The 18,854-nt window shown below is 68.3% G+C and carries 17 protein-coding genes; 9 read left to right on the top strand and 8 right to left on the bottom strand.

Annotated elements, in window-relative coordinates; genetic code table 11:
* Nucleotides 1-76: 76 nt before the first annotated feature.
* Nucleotides 77-457 carry a DUF1493 family protein gene (locus tag QZM72_RS28235; protein WP_301739739.1) on the bottom strand — a complete coding sequence of 127 codons (381 nt, stop codon included), beginning with the start codon at nucleotides 455-457 and terminating at the stop codon, nucleotides 77-79.
* Between the two features lies 1 nt (nucleotide 458).
* Nucleotides 459-914, bottom strand: a complete 456-nt coding sequence (locus QZM72_RS28230; RefSeq protein WP_367620042.1) for an STM2901 family protein — start codon at nucleotides 912-914, stop codon at nucleotides 459-461.
* Between the two features lie 247 nt (nucleotides 915-1,161).
* On the opposite strand from QZM72_RS28230, the gene QZM72_RS28225 reads away from it, so the two are divergent.
* A complete protein-coding gene (locus tag QZM72_RS28225) occupies nucleotides 1,162-1,497 on the top strand; it encodes a YggL family protein (RefSeq protein ID WP_069618124.1) in 336 nt (111 codons plus the stop codon).
* Between the two features lie 20 nt (nucleotides 1,498-1,517).
* On the opposite strand, the gene QZM72_RS28220 is transcribed toward QZM72_RS28225, so the two are convergent.
* Entirely contained in the window at nucleotides 1,518-1,754 is a 237-nt protein-coding gene (locus QZM72_RS28220) for a hypothetical protein (protein ID WP_301739737.1), read from the bottom strand.
* 130 nt (nucleotides 1,755-1,884) lie between these two features.
* On the opposite strand from QZM72_RS28220, the gene QZM72_RS28215 reads away from it, so the two are divergent.
* The 3 genes from QZM72_RS28215 to QZM72_RS28205 are packed head-to-tail and all read left to right on the top strand — an operon-like array spanning nucleotide 1,885 to nucleotide 4,720.
* Entirely contained in the window at nucleotides 1,885-2,856 is a 972-nt protein-coding gene (locus tag QZM72_RS28215) for a PRC-barrel domain-containing protein (RefSeq protein ID WP_301739736.1), read from the top strand.
* Nucleotides 2,853-4,112 carry an MFS transporter gene (locus QZM72_RS28210; protein WP_089468059.1) on the top strand — a complete coding sequence of 420 codons (1,260 nt, stop codon included), beginning with the start codon at nucleotides 2,853-2,855 and terminating at the stop codon, nucleotides 4,110-4,112. Before QZM72_RS28215 ends, QZM72_RS28210 begins: the two co-directional genes overlap by 4 nt.
* A 41-nt stretch (nucleotides 4,113-4,153) precedes the next feature.
* The gene (locus QZM72_RS28205; RefSeq protein ID WP_089468060.1) at nucleotides 4,154-4,720 is read left to right on the top strand and encodes an aromatic acid exporter family protein; all 567 of its coding nucleotides are present in this window, start codon (nucleotides 4,154-4,156) and stop codon (nucleotides 4,718-4,720) included.
* A gap of 82 nt (nucleotides 4,721-4,802) precedes the next feature.
* Here the strand turns inward: QZM72_RS28205 and QZM72_RS28200 are convergent, their stop codons facing one another.
* Both QZM72_RS28200 and msbA read right to left on the bottom strand, forming a co-directional pair.
* The gene (locus QZM72_RS28200; protein ID WP_301739735.1) at nucleotides 4,803-5,186 is read right to left on the bottom strand and encodes an RcnB family protein; all 384 of its coding nucleotides are present in this window, start codon (nucleotides 5,184-5,186) and stop codon (nucleotides 4,803-4,805) included.
* 93 nt (nucleotides 5,187-5,279) lie between these two features.
* On the bottom strand, nucleotides 5,280-7,031 hold the full coding sequence (msbA, locus tag QZM72_RS28195; RefSeq protein ID WP_256979667.1) for a lipid A export permease/ATP-binding protein MsbA: 1,752 nt from the start codon (nucleotides 7,029-7,031) through the stop codon (nucleotides 5,280-5,282).
* Nucleotides 7,032-7,255: 224 nt separating this feature from the next.
* Here msbA and QZM72_RS28190 point away from each other — a divergent pair, with 224 nt between their 5' ends.
* From QZM72_RS28190 to QZM72_RS28180, 3 genes are all read left to right on the top strand, one after another.
* Nucleotides 7,256-8,008 carry a glycosyltransferase family 2 protein gene (locus tag QZM72_RS28190; protein WP_301739734.1) on the top strand — a complete coding sequence of 251 codons (753 nt, stop codon included), beginning with the start codon at nucleotides 7,256-7,258 and terminating at the stop codon, nucleotides 8,006-8,008.
* A gap of 120 nt (nucleotides 8,009-8,128) precedes the next feature.
* Nucleotides 8,129-8,971 carry a glycosyltransferase family 2 protein gene (locus tag QZM72_RS28185; RefSeq protein ID WP_301739733.1) on the top strand — a complete coding sequence of 281 codons (843 nt, stop codon included), beginning with the start codon at nucleotides 8,129-8,131 and terminating at the stop codon, nucleotides 8,969-8,971.
* A gap of 132 nt (nucleotides 8,972-9,103) precedes the next feature.
* Nucleotides 9,104-10,384: an O-antigen ligase gene (locus QZM72_RS28180; RefSeq protein WP_301739732.1), complete on the top strand. Its 1,281-nt coding sequence runs from the start codon at nucleotides 9,104-9,106 to the stop codon at nucleotides 10,382-10,384.
* A gap of 138 nt (nucleotides 10,385-10,522) precedes the next feature.
* Here the strand turns inward: QZM72_RS28180 and QZM72_RS28175 are convergent, their stop codons facing one another.
* From QZM72_RS28175 to dnaE, 3 genes are all read right to left on the bottom strand, one after another.
* Nucleotides 10,523-11,701 (bottom strand): glycosyltransferase family 9 protein, encoded by a 1,179-nt coding sequence (locus QZM72_RS28175; RefSeq protein ID WP_089468066.1) that lies wholly within the window; start codon nucleotides 11,699-11,701, stop codon nucleotides 10,523-10,525.
* A 171-nt stretch (nucleotides 11,702-11,872) separates the two neighbouring features.
* Nucleotides 11,873-12,964, bottom strand: coding sequence for a glycosyltransferase family 9 protein (locus QZM72_RS28170; RefSeq protein ID WP_301739731.1), 1,092 nt, complete (start codon nucleotides 12,962-12,964; stop codon nucleotides 11,873-11,875).
* A gap of 310 nt (nucleotides 12,965-13,274) precedes the next feature.
* A complete protein-coding gene (dnaE, locus tag QZM72_RS28165; RefSeq protein ID WP_301739730.1) occupies nucleotides 13,275-16,808 on the bottom strand; it encodes a DNA polymerase III subunit alpha in 3,534 nt (1,177 codons plus the stop codon).
* A 216-nt stretch (nucleotides 16,809-17,024) separates the two neighbouring features.
* Between dnaE and QZM72_RS28160 the strand changes: the two genes are divergently transcribed.
* The gene (locus tag QZM72_RS28160) at nucleotides 17,025-17,879 is read left to right on the top strand and encodes a sulfurtransferase (protein ID WP_089468069.1); all 855 of its coding nucleotides are present in this window, start codon (nucleotides 17,025-17,027) and stop codon (nucleotides 17,877-17,879) included.
* A gap of 25 nt (nucleotides 17,880-17,904) precedes the next feature.
* A complete protein-coding gene (gene gluQRS / locus QZM72_RS28155) occupies nucleotides 17,905-18,801 on the top strand; it encodes a tRNA glutamyl-Q(34) synthetase GluQRS (RefSeq protein ID WP_301739729.1) in 897 nt (298 codons plus the stop codon).
* Nucleotides 18,802-18,854: the final 53 nt, after the last annotated feature.

The raw sequence follows: 18,854 nt of genomic DNA, 5'->3' as shown, positions 1-18,854 counted from the left end.
CGTTCTTTGGCGGTTGCGCGATTTCGGCCCGGCATGGGAGGTATTTCGCGCAACCTGCATTCAATGTGGTGAACGGCTATTCCGCACGGCCCTCTTCCCGTGCGAAACACTCGATCGCTTCGGTATCCCACCGGCCGAGACGCATCGCTTCTTCCAGCATGCCGAGTGTCAGGGGCACAAGTTCCGGGTCACGATATTTCGACGAAAACAGCCCAAGGAACGTTCTGACCATATCGAGCGTTTCCGGGCCGATGTATCGCTGATACGGGAAGTGCTCTACATCGATCCCGAAGGTCTCGCCCCACTTGTCGATAAATTCGATCGCGTCGATTCCCGTGATGCGAAGGTCCTCTTCCATCCGGCTTGAACGTGACAGCTTCAGCGGACCGCCAAAAAGCGGACGCCCTAACTCCTCCCGAGCAAATGCCTCGAGCCGATCCCATGCCGTGTCAGTCATATCAGAGTACCCTGTCTTCCGGTTTTGCAATGCTGTTGTAGACCCGCACCGTATTCCACATGACGACCGCCGCATCCGTGGCGAGCATGATAGTGCCGACAACAGGCACTGCACGGCCGACGAATGCACCGAGGTTACGAGTCGTCGCGATCCGCACACCACCAGCACCGGCTTTCGTGATGGTCGGCATCCGAATCCCGACGTTGAACGGCAGCGCTTTGCGCGCCGCAAGCGACGCAACGGAGGTGCCGGCCACTGCGCCGCGCGGCTTGCCGGGAACCGGTACATCGTTCTGCCCCAATAGCACGGCAGCCGCAGCACCAAGGTCGTGAAAGCCAAACCGTTTGCAAACCTGATTCACCGCAACCCAGAAAAACAGATCCCCCGGCGTGAGATTCTCGCGCCCCTCATACGAATAGCGATTCGTCCGACATACGGCCCTCGTGGTGGTTCGAATGACCGCAGACCTTAGCAAAGCCGAAGGCGCTCGCCGTCCCTGTATCATTCAGTCAGGCGTGCAATAGGCCGCTTGACCAGGCCGCACGGCGAAGAGCCCATCGCGCAATTGTTTAAGAACCGTTTCGGGAACGGTCCCGCGATACGCCCTCTTTCGCCGCCAGCCTCGCCCATGCAGCATATCGACAGGGCGCCCGCGCCATCCGCCGCGCGATCCTTTCTCACCTCTCATTCATTCACCACACACCATGAGCCAAGGCCACAACCGCCGCCAGCGCAAGAAACTCCACATCGGCGAATTCCAGGAACTCTCGTTCAACGCCACCGCGCATTACCGCAACGACATGACCGACCTCGAGCGCGGCCAGTTGATCGATGCATTCATCGACTTCGTCGAAGCGAACGGGCTGCTGACCGTGGCGTCCGCGGACGAAGGCATCGGCGCATACGTGATCTCCGGCGCGCCGCGCGGCACGACGACCGACGCCGATCGCGAGCTCGTGCGCGGATGGCTGGCCGCCCGTCCGGAACTGAAGGACGTCCAGGTCAGCGAATTCGCCGACGCGTGGTATCCGGACGCCTGATTTCCTGGGTTCACGCTGCTTCAGGCGGCGCCTGCCCGCCACCACGGCGGGCCAGATCGACGTCGTTTCTGCAGCATGATCATGATGGCCGCCGGCGTTGCGGCGCTGTCGTTGCTGTCCGCGTGCGGCAGCTCGGCGCGTTGAGCCAGCGCACCGACGGCGGCGGCCCCCGCGCCCGCATCGTCGTCGACCAGGCGCCGCAGCCCGCCCGCCGACCGGCCTCCGATCCCTTCCTTTTCCCGACGATCGCCCTGCAACCCGCCATCGAAATCGGTCCTGAAAGCAAGACACGTTAAACTCTCACCCTCGCGTGGTGCGCCGCCCGCACCCGCCATCCATCGCCAGCCGCGTGCCCTCGGGCCGCCCCGACCCATGGAGTGAGTGTCAATGAGCGGCGGACTCCCGTTTCCCGCATCCTGCAAGTCGTTGCCGTCCTCGACGGTCTTCCTGATCGTCGCCGTCGCCGCGCTGCTGTCCGGCTGCGGGCTGCTGCCGGTCCAGAACCCGCCCGCGCCGATCAGCGAGGCGCTCGTCGAGCCTGTCGAGGAAACCGCCGGCGAGCCGCTGACGATGCCGCCGGTGCCCCCGCCGACGCAACCGGAGGAACCGGAAGCGCCGAAGAAGCCGCACCGCGAGGTGACGCGGCCGAAGCCCGTGCAGCGCCCCGAATCGCCGACCCCACCGCCGCCTCCGCCCCCGCCGCTCGTCGCGACGCGCGCGCTCGACCGCACCCAGATCCATGCGCTGCTCGACAGCGAAGTCGCGCGCCGCAACGGCAAGGTGGTCGGCCGCGCGGTCGACATGGTGGTCGACGCGGGCGGCAAGCCGCGCGAGATGATCGTCAACCTGCAGGGTTTCATGGGCATTGGCGACCGCAAGGTCATCTTCCCGTGGAACGTGTTCCGCTTCACGCCGGGCGGCAAACAGGAGCCGATCGTGCTCGACGTGCCGTCGGGCGACCTGCCGCCGGCCGCACGGCCCAAGGCCGTGCCGCTGTCGGGCTCGGCCGCGGCGTCGCCGGCGACGCGGCTGCCGATGCTCGACAGCGAAGTCGAGCGCCCGAACGGCACGAAGATCGGCCGCATCGTCGACGTGCTGATCGACCGCGGCGCGCAGCCGCAGGCCGTCGTGCTCGACCTCGGCGGCCTCGTCAATACCGACCGCCGTTCGATCGCCGCGAGCTGGGGCGCGCTGCGCTTCGTCACGCGCGACAAGGCGCTGCACCCGCAGCTCGACCTGAACGACGCACAGATCAAGGCAGCGCCGCCGTACGCGGCCGACAAGCCGATCGTCGCGGTCTTTCCGCCCGTTGCCCCGGCGGCGGCGGTGCCGGCTTCGTCTGCGAGTGCCGCCCGATGACGATCCAGCATTCCGTCAGCGTTCGCAGTCTCCGGGCCCTCGACTGGCTCAACTTTTTCGTTGCAAACGTTCAAACCGGGTTCGGTCCGTTCATCGCGTCCTACCTCGCGTCGCACAAGTGGACGCAGGGCGAGATCGGCATGGTGCTGTCGATCGGCACGATCAGCGCGATGGTCAGCCAGGTGCCGGGCGGCGCGGCCGTCGATGCGCTGAAGAACAAGAAAGGCGCGGCCGCGTGGGCGATCGCGGCCATCATCCTGTCCGCGGTGCTGCTCGCGTCGAGCCCGACGATCGTGCCGGTGATCGCCGCCGAGGTGTTCCACGGCTTTGCCAGCTGCATGCTGGTGCCGGCGATGGCCGCGATCTCGTTCTCGCTCGTCGGCCGCGCCGATCTCGGCGACCGGCTCGGCCGCAACGCGCGCTGGGCGTCGATCGGCAGCGCGGTCGCGGCGGGCCTGATGGGGCTCACCGGCGAATACTTCTCCGCGCGCGCGGTGTTCTGGCTGACCGCCGTGCTGGCGCTGCCCGCGCTGTTCGCGCTCGCGATGATCCAGCCGACGCACCAGGTGATTCCGCAGTCGTCGAAGCCCGACGACGTCGACGAAACCGGCGAGCGCGAAACGCTGCTCGAACTGCTGCGCGACCGCCGGATGCTGATCTTCGCGGCCTGCGTCGTGCTGTTCCACCTGTCGAACGCCGCGATGCTGAACCTCGCGGCCGGCGAAGTCACGGCCGGAATGGGCGAGAACGTGCAACTCGTGATCGCCGCGTGCATCATCGTGCCGCAGGCGATCGTCGCGATGCTGTCGCCGTGGGTCGGCCGCTCCGCGCAGCGCTGGGGACGCCGGCCGATCCTGCTGCTCGGCTTCTCCGCGCTGCCGGTGCGCGCGCTGCTGTTCGCCGGCGTCAGCAGCCCGTACCTGCTCGTGCCCGTGCAGATGCTCGACGGCATCAGCGCGGCCGTGTTCGGGGTGATGCTGCCGCTGATCGCGGCCGACGTCGCGGGCGGCAAGGGTCGCTACAACCTGTGTATCGGGCTGTTCGGGCTCGCGGCCGGGATCGGCGCGACGCTCAGCACGGCCGTGGCCGGCTACGTCGCCGATCACTTCGGCAACGCGGTCAGTTTCTTCGGGCTCGCCGCGGCAGGCGCGCTCGCGGTGCTGCTGGTCTGGCTCGTGATGCCCGAGACGCGCGTCGACAACGGCGATGCGACGACCGACGAACCGGCGGCCGCCTCGCCCGAACAGGCGCATTGACGGCGGCGCGCCGCCGCTACCCGCTTCTTCGCCGATACACGATGGATACGATCAGGACACTCAACGAAGCCCGCCAGCAGATCCAGCAGTCGATCTTCGATCTGTTCAAGGGGCTGTCATTCAGCGAGCGGCTCGCGCAAGGCGGGCTGATGGCGGTGCAGGCCGTCTGCGGCGCGTGCCTCGCGTATGCGATCGGCCGCGCGATGCACAGCGAGCAGGCGGTGTGGGCGGCGATCACCGCGATCGCCGTCACGCAGCACAACTATTCGGACACGATGTCGCTGTCACGCGACCAGTTCATCGGCGCGATGGTCGGCGGCGTCCTGGGCTTCGCCGGTGCGGCGTTGGGCGGCGATCGCCTCGTCGCGTATGCGATCACGGTCGCGGTCGTGATCGTCTGCTGCTGGTGCCTGAACATCGGCAGCGCGGCGCGGCTCGGCGGCGTGACCGCGACGATCGTGCTGCTGTTCCCGGGCAACGGCCCGCTGTGGGACGTTCCGCTGATCCGGCTCGGCGAAGTGACGCTCGGCACGGTGTGCGCGCTGGGCGTGTGCTGGGTGATGTCGAGAATCGAGCGACGCTGGTTCCGCCGCGCGGCGGCGAAGTGACGCGGCGCCGGGCAACGCGCCCGGCAGCCGGATGAACGATCTGAATGCTGAGTAACGGGTACGGACCGGATTGCGGACTTGGTTACGGACCGACCCGCAGCACGATGCCCGAGCCGATCTGCACGAGCAGGTAGTCGCCGCCGACGCCGACCCAGTGATAGCCGCGCGGCGGCGCACTCAGGTGGTAGCCGCGCCAGTCGTCGACCACGTACTGGCGATCGCGGAACTCGGCCGGCAGCCGGTCGCCCTTGTGCCAGTCGCGGCGCGGCCCGTCGGCCCAGCGCGGCGGCACGTCGTCTTCGCGATGCATCGCGTGGCCGGGCGGCATGTGTTTCGGGCCATGGCCGCGATGCATGCCGGGGCCGCCGCGGTCATCGCGATTGCCGTGATCCTGCGCCATCGCCGCGGTGGCGGCGCAGCCGGCCGCGATCAGTGCGGCCAGCATCATGCCGTGCATCCTCTTCATTGTCCTTCCCTCCGTGGTGTCACGTCGAACAAGAAACGACCGGGACTGCCCGATGAAGACTAGCACACGGCATCGCGGCCGCCTGATCGTGCGTCACGCCGCCTGCTGCTGGTACTGGATCCGGTGCAGGTGCGCGTAGAGGCCGCCGTGACGCAGCAGTTCGTCGTGGCTGCCCTCTTCGACGATCTTGCCGGACTCGAGCACGAGGATGCGGTCCGCGCGCTCGATCGTCGACAGCCGGTGCGCGATCACCAGTGTCGTGCGGCCCTCCATCAGCCGCTCGAGCGCGGCCTGCACGTGGCGCTCCGACTCCGAATCGAGCGCCGACGTCGCTTCGTCGAGAATCAGGATCGGCGCGTCCTTGTAGATCGCGCGCGCAATCGCGAGCCGCTGGCGCTGGCCGCCGGACAACCGCATCCCGTTGCCGCCGACCAGCGTATCGAGCCCGTCGGGCATCGCGGCGACCGCGTCGGCGAGGTTCGCTGCCTCGAGCGCGGCCTGCACGCGCGCGCGATCGGGCGTCTGCCCGTAGGCGACGTTCGCGGCGATCGTGTCGTTGAACAGCACGACGTCCTGGCTGACCATCGCCATCTGGCTGCGCAGCGCGTGGAGGTCGTAGTCGGCAACCGGCACGCCGTCGACCAGGATCGTGCCGCCCGTCGGATCGAAGAAGCGCGGCAGCAGGTTCACGAGCGTCGTCTTGCCGCTCCCGGACGGGCCGGCCAGCGCGATCATCTCACCCGGCGCGACCTTGAACGAGATGCGGTCGAGCGTCGGCCGTTCGGCCGCGCCGTAATCGAACGACACCGCGCGGAACTCGATCTCGCCGCGCGCATGCGACAGCGGCCGCCCGCCGCCCTGCGGCTCGGCCGGCTCGTCGATCAGCCCGAAGATCAGCTCGGCGGCCGTCATTCCGCGCTGCAGCGGCTGGTTGACGTCGATCAGGTGTTTGAGCGGCGAGATCACCAGCAGCATCGACGTGACGAACGCGACGAAGCCGCCGACCGTCGTCTGGTCGTTCGACGACTGCACGACCGCGATCGTGATCACGACCGCGAGCGCGATCGACGCGAGGAACTGCGTGAGCGGCTGCGCGAGGCCGCCCGAGATCGTCATGCGCATCGCGTAGCCGCGCAGGCGCTTGCTCATCGTCGTGAAGCGGTCCATCTCGTACGCTTCGCCGTTGTGCACCTTGACGACCTTGTAGCCGCCGACCGTCTCCTCGACGATGTACGACAGCTCGTTGGTCAGCGTCTGGTGCTCGCGGTTCAGGCGGCGCAGCCGGCGGTTGATCTTGCTGACGAGCCAGCCGATGCCCGGCAGGATCACCGCGACGATCAGCGTGAGCCGCCAGTTCAGGTAGAACAGGTAGCCGAGCAGGAAGATCACCGTCAGCGAGTCGCGCACGAGCGTGACCATCACGCCGGTCAGCACCGACAGGATCTGGTTGACCTCGAACACGATCGCGTTGATCACCGTGCTCGCGGTTTCGCGCTGGAAGAACGACGCGCCCGTGTGGAGCATCCGCTGGAACATCTCGAGCCGCAACTGCAGCAGGATGCGGTTCGATACGTAGTTGAGCAGGTAATTCGACGTGTACTGCGATACACCGCGCACCAGCGCGAGGCCGATCACCGCGATCGGCACGTACCATTTCGCGCTGTCGCTGCCGTGCGAGCCGAAGCCGTGGTCGAGCAACGGCTTGAGCAGCGCCGGAATGCCGGCTTCGGTGGCCGCGACGACGCCCATCGTCATCACGGCGAGCACCACGATGCCGATGAGCGGCCGGATGTACGGCCACAGGCGCTTGAGGACCGTGACCGGCGAGGTGCCGGTGCCGTCCATCGGTTTGCGAAGAGTGTTCTGGGTTTCCAAGGCAATCCTTCTTGAGCCGCGATGCGGCGCCCGGCGCGTGGCCGCCCGGGGGTGCGCCCTGCCGGGCGGGTGCCGGAAAGGGCTCAACATTATAGCTGCACCGCCCCCGCGGGCACGCCCGTCGCCGATGCGGGCCGCGGCCGGGCCGAAGGTATACTGCCGCTCACCGTTTTCTCCGCCTTTCCGACGATTTCATGGCTGAACCCTCCCTCGGCGTCGCCCTCATCGCCCTCAACGCATCGGCGCGGCTCGCGCAGTGTCTCGATGCGCTGTCGTTCGCCGACGACGTCGTCGTCGTCGACGGCGGCAGCACCGACGATACCGTCGCGATCGCGCAGGCGCACGGCGCGCGCGTGATCGTCGAGCGCGACTGGCCGGGCTTCGGCCCGCAGAAGAATCGCGCGCTCGACGCGCTCGGCACCGACTGGATCCTGTCGCTCGATACCGACGAAATCGTCACGCCGGAACTCGCGCAGTCGATCCGCGACGCGATCCGCGCGCCGGCCGCGCAGGTCTACGCGCTCGACCGGCTGTCGAGCTTCTGCGGCCAGTGGATCCACCACAGCGGCTGGTATCCGGACTGGGTGCCGCGGCTGTTCCGGCGCGGCACCGCGCGGTTCTCGGACGACCTCGTGCACGAGCGCCTCGTGTTCGATACCGCCGCGCAGCGACTGACCGGCAAGCTGATGCACTACTCGTACGAGGATTTCGAAACGGTCGTGCGCAAGCTCGACGCGTATTCGACGGCCGGCGCGCGCCAGCGCCGCGCGGCCGGCCAGCGCGGCGGCTTCGGCAAGGCGCTCGGCCGCGGCGCGTGGGCGTTCGTGCGCACCTACGTGCTGCGGCGCGGGTTCCTCGACGGCCGCGCGGGCTTCATGATCGCGGTGTTCAACGCGGAAACCGTGTACTACCGCTTCCTGAAGCTCAGTCACGAGCCGGCCCGCTAGGCACCCGCCCGGTGCGCGGCCGGCCCGGCGTTACAATGCCGGGTTGCGCGCACCGCGCGTGCCCGCCCGGGCGGCTGCGCCGCGCGCCGCCCGTCACGACGACCACCGAACCCGACCGCCATGTTCTCCATCATCATTCCGACCTGGAACAACCTGCCGTACCTGAAGCTCGTCGTCGACAGCCTGCGCCGGCATTCCGCGTACGACCACCAGATCATCGTGCACGTGAACGACGGCTCGGACGGCACGCTCGACTGGGTGCGCGACGAAGGGATCGAACACACCGCGTCGCCGGCCAACATCGGCATCTGCCATGCGGTCAACCTCGCCGCCGCGCGCGCCACGCGCGACTACGTCGTCTACATGAACGACGACATGTTCTGCTGCCCGGGCTGGGACACGGCACTCGTGCGCCGTATCGAACGGATGCCGACCGACCTGTTCATGCTGTCGGGCACGATGGTCGAGCCGGTCGACACGCGCAACCCGTGCGTGGTCGTCAGCAATTTCGGCCGCGACGCCGAGCAGTTCGACGCGGCGGGCCTCGTCGCCGCGGCCCCGAAGCTCGCGCGCGCGGACTGGCTCGGCTCGACCTGGCCGCCCACCCTCGTGCACCGCGACTGGTGGAACCGCATCGGCGGCTACAGCAGCGAGTTGTCGCCGGGCATGAGCAGCGACAACGACTTCTCGATGAAATTCTGGGACGCCGGCTGCCGGATCTTCGTCGGCGTCGGCGACAGCCTCGTGTACCACTTCCAGCAGAAGAGCACCGGCAAGATCGTCAAGAACGACGGCCGCCGCCAGTTCCTGAACAAATGGGGCATGACGCAGGCGACGTTCGACCGCTACTACCTGCATCGCGGCGAGCCGGTCGGCACGCAGATCGCGCTCGATACACCGGTGGTGGAAGGCCGCCTCAAGCGCGCGCTGTTGCGCTCGCGGATCAAGCGCGCATTCAGCTGATCGGGCCCCGAAAACCGCACGGAAACCTGCCCGGCTTCGCGTATACTGCGCCGTTCGTCCCGGGTCTCCCGCCGGGACACGCGGCACGGTGCAGATGCCCACAAGCCGCATTCGTCCATACGACAGGTTCCGATGCTTTCGTTTTCCGCTCCCGCCACGCGGCGCTTGACCGCCGCCCGTGCATTCGCCGTCGCCGCGCTCTGCATGGTGCCGGTTTCGACCGCGCTGACCAACGTGTTCTGCGGGCTGTTCGCCGCCGCGCTCGTGATTTCCCCCGAATTCTGGCGCGACCTGCGCTCGTTCGTCGCCGACCCGGCTTCGCTCGCGGCGCTGCTGATCCTGGCCGCGCTGGCCGTGAGCGTCAGCTATACGGTCGCGCCGCATAACAAGGCGTGGAACTGGGTCGCGAAGTACGACAAGCTGCTGCTGCTGCCGTTCGCCGTGCTCGCGTTCCGTCATTCGAACTGGGCGCCGATCGTGCGGCGCTGCTGGTTCGGCACGCTGTGCGTGATCCTGCTGCTGTCGACGACCAATTATCTCGGGCTCACCGCGATCGGGCCGGCGCATGCGACCCAGCTGCCGCTGTCGCGCGCGTGGGTGTTCAAGAACCACATCGCGGCCGGCATGTTCGGCGCGCTGCTGTTCTACCAGGCGGCCGATCTCGCGCTGGCGGCCCGCACCGCGTTGTCGCGCGCGGCTTACGCGGGCATCGCCGCGTGGTCGCTCGTCAACGTGTTCGTGATGCTGCAGGGACGCACGGGGCAGGTCATCGCGCTGCTGCTGATCCTCGTCGTCGCGGTGCGTTTCGTGCTGTTGCTGCGCCGACAGTCCGCCCTGCGCGCAGGGCTTGCCGCCGGCACGCTCGTATTGGCGGGCGTCGCGCTCGTGGTTGCGGCATGCACGGTTCACAACGGCCGGCTGACGAAGGTCGTGACGGAAGTGCAGCAATACCGGCAAAGCGATGCGGCCACGTCGACCGGGCTGCGCCTCGAGTGGTACAAGAAGGGGCTCGAGCTGTATCGCCAGCGCCCCGTGATCGGCTACGGCGCGGGCGGCCTCGAATCCGAATTCGAGAAGCTCACGGCCGGCAAGACGGCCGCCGAAGGCCAGCTCACGTCGAACCCGCACAACGAATACCTGCTGATGGCCGTGCAGCTCGGTACGGTCGGCCTGCTGCTGTTCGTCAATCTGATCGTGCAGATCGCGCGCGGCAGCCGTGCGCTCGATCCGCGCTCGCGACACTTGCTGCTCGCATGGCTCGCGATCTTCGCGATCGGCAGTCTCGCGAATTCGCTGCTGCTGGATTTCGCCGAAGGGCACCTGATCGTGCTGCTGGCCGGCATCCTGCTCGGTTGCGGCGAACGCAGCGAAGCGCTGCCGCGCGAGACGTCGGCGATCCGGCGCAGCGTGTAGCGTACGCCGGCATACGTTCCGCTGCGCTGCCCGGCTGGATTCGGTGGCAGCGGCATCCGCCGTCGATGCGGGCGAGCCGCGCGGGCTCGCCGCGAAACAAGCCCCGTGCGAACGAAGAAAACGCGCGTTTGCCGCGCGTCAGTCGGACCCGGCGCGGTGCAGCCGCGACGTGTCGACGATGACGTCGGCCGGGCCCGGCGGATTCAGCCCGAGCATCTCGGCCGCCGCGGCCTTCACGCGCTGCGCCCCGAGATGAACGAGGCAGTCGCTGCGGCTGTCGACATGACGCTCGCAGCCTTCGTGCCGGCACGGCACGCAGTCGCCCTCCCCTTGCAGCAGCCACACGTTCCCGTGCCGGCCCGAGCCGCGCAGCGCCCACGGATTCTCGGTCGCGGGCCAGTGCTGCGGCCACGGCCCCCAGCGCACGGGGTCGGACGGCCCGAACAGCGCGATCGTGTCGGTGCCCGTCGCGGCCGCGACGTGCGTCGCGCCGGTGTCGGGCCCGATGAAGAGCCGCGCGCGCCGCACGAGCTCCGCGCTCTCGCCGAACGTCAGGCGGCCGACCAGGTTCAGCACGTCGCCGCCCGCCTCGGTCGCCACCTGCTCCGCATACTCGCGCTCGCGATCGGCCGGGCCGCCCGACAACGCGACCGCGAAGCCCTGCTCGCGCAGCCAGCCGATCATGTCGACCCAGCCGTCGAGCCGCCATTGCTTGTAACGGAACATCGGATACGGATGCAGCACGACCAGCGGCTTGCCGGCGCGGATCGCGGGCGACTCGGCGAGCCACGCGTCGAAACGCGCGCGCCGCGCGGGATCGTCGCCGATGCCGGGCGCGACGACCTCGGACACCGGCTCGATGCCGATCACCGGCGCAAGCGCGAGCGTACTGACGACCGTATGCGCGGATTCATGGTGATTGATCGCGATCCCGTTCAGCATCATCCGCGTGAGCCACGTGACGCGGTTCGGGTCGACGAGGCCGACCCGCTTGCGGCCGGCGAACCAGCTGTAGAAGCGCGGCCGGTCGGAACTCAGCGCCGCGCAGGCGAGATCGTAGCGGCGCCACATCGACAGCGCGTCGCGCAGCCGCTCGCCGAACCCCGCGCGCTGCGCGACCACGATCACGCGCCGCACGTCCGGATTGTGCTCGAGCACGCCCTCGGTCCCGCGAAACACCAGCATGTCGATCTGCGCGTCCGGCCAGCGGGCCTTCAGCGACCGGACGAGTGGCGTCGTCAGCAACACGTCGCCGATACGGCGCGGCGCGGCAACGAGGATGGTTCTGGGCGGACGGGCGGAAGAAAACAGGGCCACGGCGATCGTCTAGCTGGCTGAACAAGGCTGGCAATGTACAGGATTTTGCAGCAGCCGGCGCGGCGTCGCGCACCGGCCGCGCGAGGCCGCCGCGACGCGGCCCCGCCAGCGGCGCGCCGCGCGGCACGCGGCCGCATGACGCGCACGGCGGTTGCGCGTTGCGCAACGACGCTACGAGGCGATCGGCGCGATCACGGGTGACGCGGCGGCGGCCGGCTGCGCGAGCGCGGCATCGGCCGCGGCTTCGTCGCGATGGCCGGCCGGCGGCAGCAGGTGGCGCACCGCGCGCTCGACCGCATCGACACCGATCGCGTCGACGGTCGGGCCCGCGCGCAGGATCACGTGCGGCACGCCGAGCGGATGCCAGCGCAGGTATTTCTCGGGACGGTCCTCGAACAGGGCGGCCACCGGTACGCCGAGCGCCGACGCAATATGCACGGGCGCGCTGTCGGCCGAGACGATCGCATCGAGCAGGCTCGCGGCCGCCACCAGCTCGGCGACCGACACAGGCGCGACATGCCGTGCATTCACGTCGCGCCACACGTCGCCTTCGGCAGCGTGGCCGATGGCCGGATCGCGAAACACGATCACGTCGGCGACCGGTGCGAGGCGCTCGCCGAGGTCGCGCCAGCGGTCGGCGGGCCAGCGGCGCTCGACCGCCTTGTTCGACACGAACAGCCCGACGCGCGGCTTCGTGCGCGCGCCGAGCAACCGATGCCACGTTTCCTGCAGCGTGCGATCGGGATGCACCGATAGCGCGAGCCGATCGAGATCGGCACGACCGAGTTCGGGCACGAGCCGGAAGCCCGACAACGCTTCGTGGCACATCGGCCGCTGCGCGACATGCTCGGGTTTGCGGTCGTCGAATTCGGTCTCGGCATCGTGCCAGCGGCAGTCCTTCGCGCGAAGCTGGCGCGCGAATTGCATGCTGCTGCGATGCATGCCGCCGTTCGGCACGATCACGAGATCGAACCGCAAGCGGCGCAGACGACGCACCAGTCGCATCCGGTCGAAGAATGCGCGCATCCGCCCGGGACGGTCGTTGCGCTCGCACTGTCGGCTGTACACGTAGGTGTGGATCGTGTGCACGTCCGGGTTTCCGGCCAGCGCGGCCGCGTTGTAGCGGTTCGCGACCACATGCAGCTCCGCGTCCGGCCAACGTGCTTTCAGCGCGCCGAGAAACGCCGTCGTGCACAGCATGTCGCCCAGAAAATCAATCCGGATCACGAGGATCCGCTGCGTCGTCGGGTTCCCTTTGGCCATGGTCGTGTGGTGACAATCAGTTTTTATCGTCGGGACGGGCCGTTCCCCGGCATCCTGGTCCGCCGGCCTGCCCCGCCGCGCGCTATCGCACGCCGCACGGATCCGCCCCTGTTTACGTGTGCTGTCGGCGCCGCTCGCCGTGCAAACCCGCGGCAGGCGCGGCGTTCGGACGGTTAGCGCGGGATTGTATAGCGTCCGGATGGCCAGCCCAAGACCCCGACACCCTCCGCACGTAAAAACGGCCCGCCGCACCGCACGATGGCGATGCGACGGGCCGCCTCTGCGCGACCGCCGCCGAAGCAGCGCGCGCTCAGTACGTGATTTCGACGACGCTGCCGTCGAACGCCGCGCGCAGCTCCGCCAGCAGCACGTCGCTCGGCTTCACGCGCCACGCATCGCCCAGGCGCATTTCGCCTTGTGCCCGCGCGTTGCTGTAGTGGATCTGGACCGCGAGCCCGTTCGGCAGCGGCGCCTGCGGGCGCCGACCGCCATCGCGGCCGCCGCCGCGCGGCGCGGGCGCGTCGACCACGTTCGCCGCGGCCGGATCGTCCTTCGACACGTGCGGCTCGAGCACGCGGCGCAGGGCCAGCGCATCGGCATTGCCGTTCATCGTCAGCCGCACGGCCTGCGCATAGCGGCTGCGGGCACGTTCGAGATCCATCACGGTGTCGGCGGTAAAGCGAATGCCGCCGGTAAACGCGTCGTTGCGCGCCTGCCCCTGCACGATCAGCAGTTCGTCTTCCTTGAACAGCGCCTTGTTCGCCTCGAACTGTTCGTTGAAGATCGTGATCTCGCACTGGCCCGAGCCGTCGTCGAGCAGCGCGATCAGCATCTTGCCGCGCTGGGTCATCTGCGTGCGCAGCGACGCGATGATGCCGGCGACGAGCTTGTCGCGCCCTTCCTTCAAGTCGCCGACCTTCTGCCGCACGAAGCGGCGCACTTCGGTGCGATACGCGTCGAACAGGTGGCCGGACAGGTAGAAACCGAGCGCGGCCTTTTCTTCCTGCAGGCGGCGCTTGTCGTCCCACGCGGGTTCGTCGACGAGCGCGTGCGCATGCGGCGACTCGGCGCCCATGTCGAACAGGCCGGCCTGCATCGCGTTCGCTTCGGCCTGATCGGCCGCTTCCATCGCGAGCGGCACCGACGCGAGCAATTGCGCACGGTTCGGGTTCAGCGAATCGAACGCGCCGGCGCGAATCAGCGCCTCGACCGTGCGGCGGTTGACGACGCGCCGGTCGATCCGCTCGCAGAAGTCGAACAGGTCGGTGAACGCCTTTTCCTCGCGCGCACGCAGGATTTCCTCGATCGCGTTCTGACCGCTGCCCTTCACCGCGCCGAGCCCGTAGCGGATCGTGCGCGAGCGCGTGCCGTCGGCTTCCGCGACCGGCTCGAACCGGTAATGCGACTGGTTGATGTCCGGCGGCAGCACGGCGAGGTTGTTCACGACGCAGTCGTCGAACAGGATCTTCACCTTGTCGGTGTCGTCCATCGCGAGCGTCATGTTGGCCGCCATGAATTCAGCCGGATGGTGCGCCTTCAGCCACGCGGTGTAATACGCGAGCAGCGCGTACGCGGCCGCGTGAGACTTGTTGAAGCCGTAGCCCGCGAACTTCTCCATCAAGTCGAAGATTTCGTCGGACTTCTCGCGCGTGAGGCCGTTCTTCGCCGCGCCCTCGGCGAAGATCTCGCGATGCTTGGCCATCTCCTCGGGCTTCTTCTTGCCCATCGCGCGACGCAGCAGGTCGGCGCCGCCGAGCGAGTAGCCGCCGATGATCTGCGCCATCTGCATCACCTGCTCCTGATAGACCATGATGCCGTAGGTCTCTTTCAGGACGGGTTCGACGCGCGGATCCGGATAGTCGACCTTCTCGCGCCCGTGCTTGCGCGCGCAGAAGCTCGGGATCAGGTCCATCGGGCCCGGACGATACAACGACACGAGCGCGATGATGTCCTCGAAGCGGTCGGGCTGCGCATCCTTCAGCATGCCCTGCATCCCGCGGCTTTCCAGCTGGAACACCGCGACCGTGTTGGCCTTCTTCAGGATCTGGAACGACGCCGGATCGTCGAGCGGCACCTGCGCGAGCGACCAGTCGGCCTTCGACGGATCGAGGCGGCGAATGTAGCGCTCGGCCCAGTCGAGGATCGTCAGCGTCGTGAGACCCAGAAAGTCGAACTTCACGAGGCCGACGGCTTCGACGTCGTCCTTGTCGTACTGGCTGACCACGCCGCCGTCGTCGCCCTGCGTGTACAGCGGGCAGAAATCGGTCAGCTTGCCGGGCGCGATCAGCACGCCGCCCGCGTGCATCCCGACGTTACGCGTCAAGCCCTCGACGCGCTGCGCGAGATCGAGCAGCTGGTGGACTTCGTCCTCGTGGTCGTAGCGCTCCTGCAGCTGCGGCTCTTCCTTCATCGCGTCGGCGATCGTCACGTGCTTGCCGGGCTTGAACGGGATCAGCTTCGCGACGCCGTCGGTGAACATGTAGCCGAGGTCGAGCACGCGGCCGATGTCGCGCACGGCCGCCTTCGCGGCCATCGTGCCGAACGTGGCGATCTGCGACACGGCGTCCGCGCCGTATTTCTCCTTCACGTACTGGATCACGCGATCGCGGCCGTGCTGGCAGAAGTCGATGTCGAAGTCGGGCATCGACACGCGTTCCGGGTTCAGGAAGCGCTCGAACAGCAGGTTGTAGCGCAGCGGATCGAGGTCGGTAATGCCGAGCGCGTACGCGACCAGCGAGCCGGCGCCCGAGCCGCGGCCCGGCCCGACCGGCACGCCGTTGTTCTTCGCCCAGTTGATGAAGTCCGCGACGATCAGGAAGTAGCCGGGGAAGCCCATCTTCGTGATGGTCCCGCACTCGAATTCAAGGCGCTTGTAGTATGTGTCGCGCTGCGCGTCGCGCTCGGCTTCGACCGGATACAACTGCGCGAGACGGGCCTCGAGCCCTTCCTTCGACAACTGGACCAGATAGTCGTCGAGCGACATGCCGTCCGGCGTCGGGAACAGCGGCAGCTTCGGCTTGCCGAGCTCGAGCTTCAGGTTGCAGCGCTTCGCGATCTCGACCGTGTTCGCCACCGCCGACGGCAGGTCGGCGAACAGCGCGGCCATGTCGGCCTGCGTGCGGAAATACTGGTCGGTCGTGAAACGCTTCTGGCGCCGCGGGTTCGCGAGGATGTCGCCTTCCGAGATGCACACGCGCGCCTCGTGCGCGGTGAAATCGTCGTCGGTCATGAACTGCGTCGGGTGCGTCGCGACGACCGGCAGCTTCAGCGACGCGGCGAGCGTCGCCGCCTGCTGGATGTACGCCTCGGCGCCCGGCTGGCCGTAACGCTGCAGCTCGATGTAGAAACCGCCCGGAAACACCCGCGCCCAGCGCTCGGCGTGACGGCGCGCGGCTTCTTCGTTGCCCGCGGCGAGCGCGATCCCGATATCGCCCTGTTGCGCGCCCGACAGCGCGAGCAGCCCTTGCGCGAGCTCGCCGTCGAGCCAGCTCGCGTCGAGCTCCGCGCGGCCGCGGTACTGGTTCGTGAGCCACGCCTTCGACAGCAGCTCGCAGAGATTCAGGTAACCGACCTTGTCCTTGACCAGCAGCAGCAGCCGCGACGGCTTGTCGCGGTCGTCCGGATTGGCAATCCAGACGTCGCAGCCGGCGATCGGCTTGATGCCCTTGCCGCGGGCTTCCTGGTAGAAACGGACGAGACCGAATGCGTTGCCGAGATCGGTGAGCGCGAGCGCGCCCTGACCGTCCGCGGCCGCCGCCTTGACGATGTCGTCAATGCGCACGATGCCGTCGGCGATCGAGAATTCGGAGTGAACGCGAAGATGGACGAAGCGAGGATCTGACATGGGCGCTATTGTAGCCGCCTCGCCGCGCGCGCTGCCCAAAAAATACCCGCTTTGGCCGTTCGGCCGATGCACGCGGCGACGCGTCGCGCGGCTGGCCGTTCGGCCGGATACCGATGCCCGCGCCGTTTGCGGGATAATACGGTTTTTCGAATCAACGCCCCGGCTTCGCACCCTTTTTTGCGGGCCGCCGTGCGGCCGTTTTCCCGTCGGACCATCATGACCATCGTCAACCTCGCCGCCTACCACTTCGTCTCGCTCGACGCGAACGAGCAATGGCGCCCGCTCGTCACCGCCCGCTGCAACGAACTCGGCCTGCGCGGCACGATCCTGCTCGCACCGGAAGGCATCAACCTGTTCATCGCCGGCACGCGCGAAGCCACCGACGCGTTCATCGCATACATCCGCCACGATCCGCTGTTCGAAGGCAAGTTCGCGACGCTGCAGTTCAAGGAAAGCCTGTCCGACTCGCAGCCGTTCCGCCGCATGCTCGTGCGCCTGAAGCGCGAGATCATCACGATGAAGAAGCCCGCGATCAAGCCGGAACTCGGCCGCGCGCCGTTCGTCGACGCGCGCACGCTGAAGGCGTGGCTCGACCGCGGCCACGACGACACGGGCCGTCCGGTCGTGATGCTCGACACGCGCAATGCGTTCGAGGTCGACGTCGGCACGTTCGACAACGCGCTCGACTACCGGATCGACAAGTTCAGCGAATTCCCGGAAGTGATCGACGCGAACCGCGCCGACCTCGAAGGCAAGACGGTCGTGTCGTTCTGCACCGGCGGCATCCGCTGCGAGAAGGCCGCGATCCACATGAAGGAAATCGGCATCGACAACGTGTACCAGCTCGAAGGCGGGATCCTGAAGTACTTCGAGGAAGTCGGCGGCGCGCACTATCACGGCGACTGCTTCGTGTTCGATTACCGCACCGCGCTGAATCCGCAACTCCAGCCCACCGAGAACGTCACGTGCTTCGCGTGCCGCGCGGTCGTGACGCCGGAAGCGCAACGATCGCCGAGCTACGTGCCCGGCCAGTCGTGCCCTGCCTGCGCGCAGGCAGCCAGCGCCGCGTAACGGCGCGTCGCACCGCGCCCCGTCGATGAAGCACGGCTATCGCGGCCGCTTCGCGCCATCGCCCACCGGCCCGCTGCACTTCGGCTCGCTGGTCGGCGCACTCGCGAGCTGGCTCGACGCACGCGCGCACGGCGGCGCCTGGCTCGTGCGCATCGAGGATCTCGACGGCCCGCGCACGGTGCCCGGTGCGGCGGACGACATCCTCGCGACGCTCGCGCATTTCGGCATGACGCCCGACGAACCGCCCGTCTGGCAGAGTACGCGTGATGCGGCCTACACGGCCGCCCTCGAGCGGCTCATCGCGGCCGGGCGCGTGTATCCGTGCGGCTGCACGCGCAAGGAAATCGCCGATTCGCTGCGCGCCGCCCATGAACGCCACACGACGCTCGCGTATCCGGGCACCTGCCGCACCGGCCTGCACGGCAAGCCCGCGCGCGCATGGCGGCTGCGCGTACCCGACGGCGATGCCGCACTCGTCGCGTTCGACGATCGCTGGCAGCACACGCAATCGCAGAACCTCGCGACCGAAGTCGGCGATTTCGTGCTGAAACGCGCGGACGGCCAATGGGCGTATCAGCTCGCGGTCGTCGTCGACGATGCCGCCGCCGGCATCACGCACGTCGTGCGCGGCGCCGACCTGCTCGATTCGACCGCGCGCCAGATCTACCTGCAGCGCCGCCTCGGCATGCCCACGCCCGCATACCTGCACGTGCCCGTCGTCACCGATGCGAACGGCGAAAAGCTGAGCAAGCAGACGGGCGCGACGGCGCTCGAGCGCAACGATCCGCTGCCGGCGCTGCGGGCGGCCGCCGCGCATCTCGGTCTGTCGGAGGATGGCGATCTACCCGGCCATACGATCGACGCGTTCTACGCGGCCGCGACCGATGCGTGGGCACGTCGCTTCGGGCCGCGCACCGGTTGAACCGCGTGCACGGCGCCGCCCGCACCGACTATGTTCCAGCATCCATCCGCGGC

Source organism: Burkholderia sp. AU45388, from assembly GCF_030481585.1.
GTDB classification, from domain to species: domain Bacteria; phylum Pseudomonadota; class Gammaproteobacteria; order Burkholderiales; family Burkholderiaceae; genus Burkholderia; species Burkholderia sola.
This window is presented reverse-complemented; position numbering and strand designations above follow the sequence as displayed.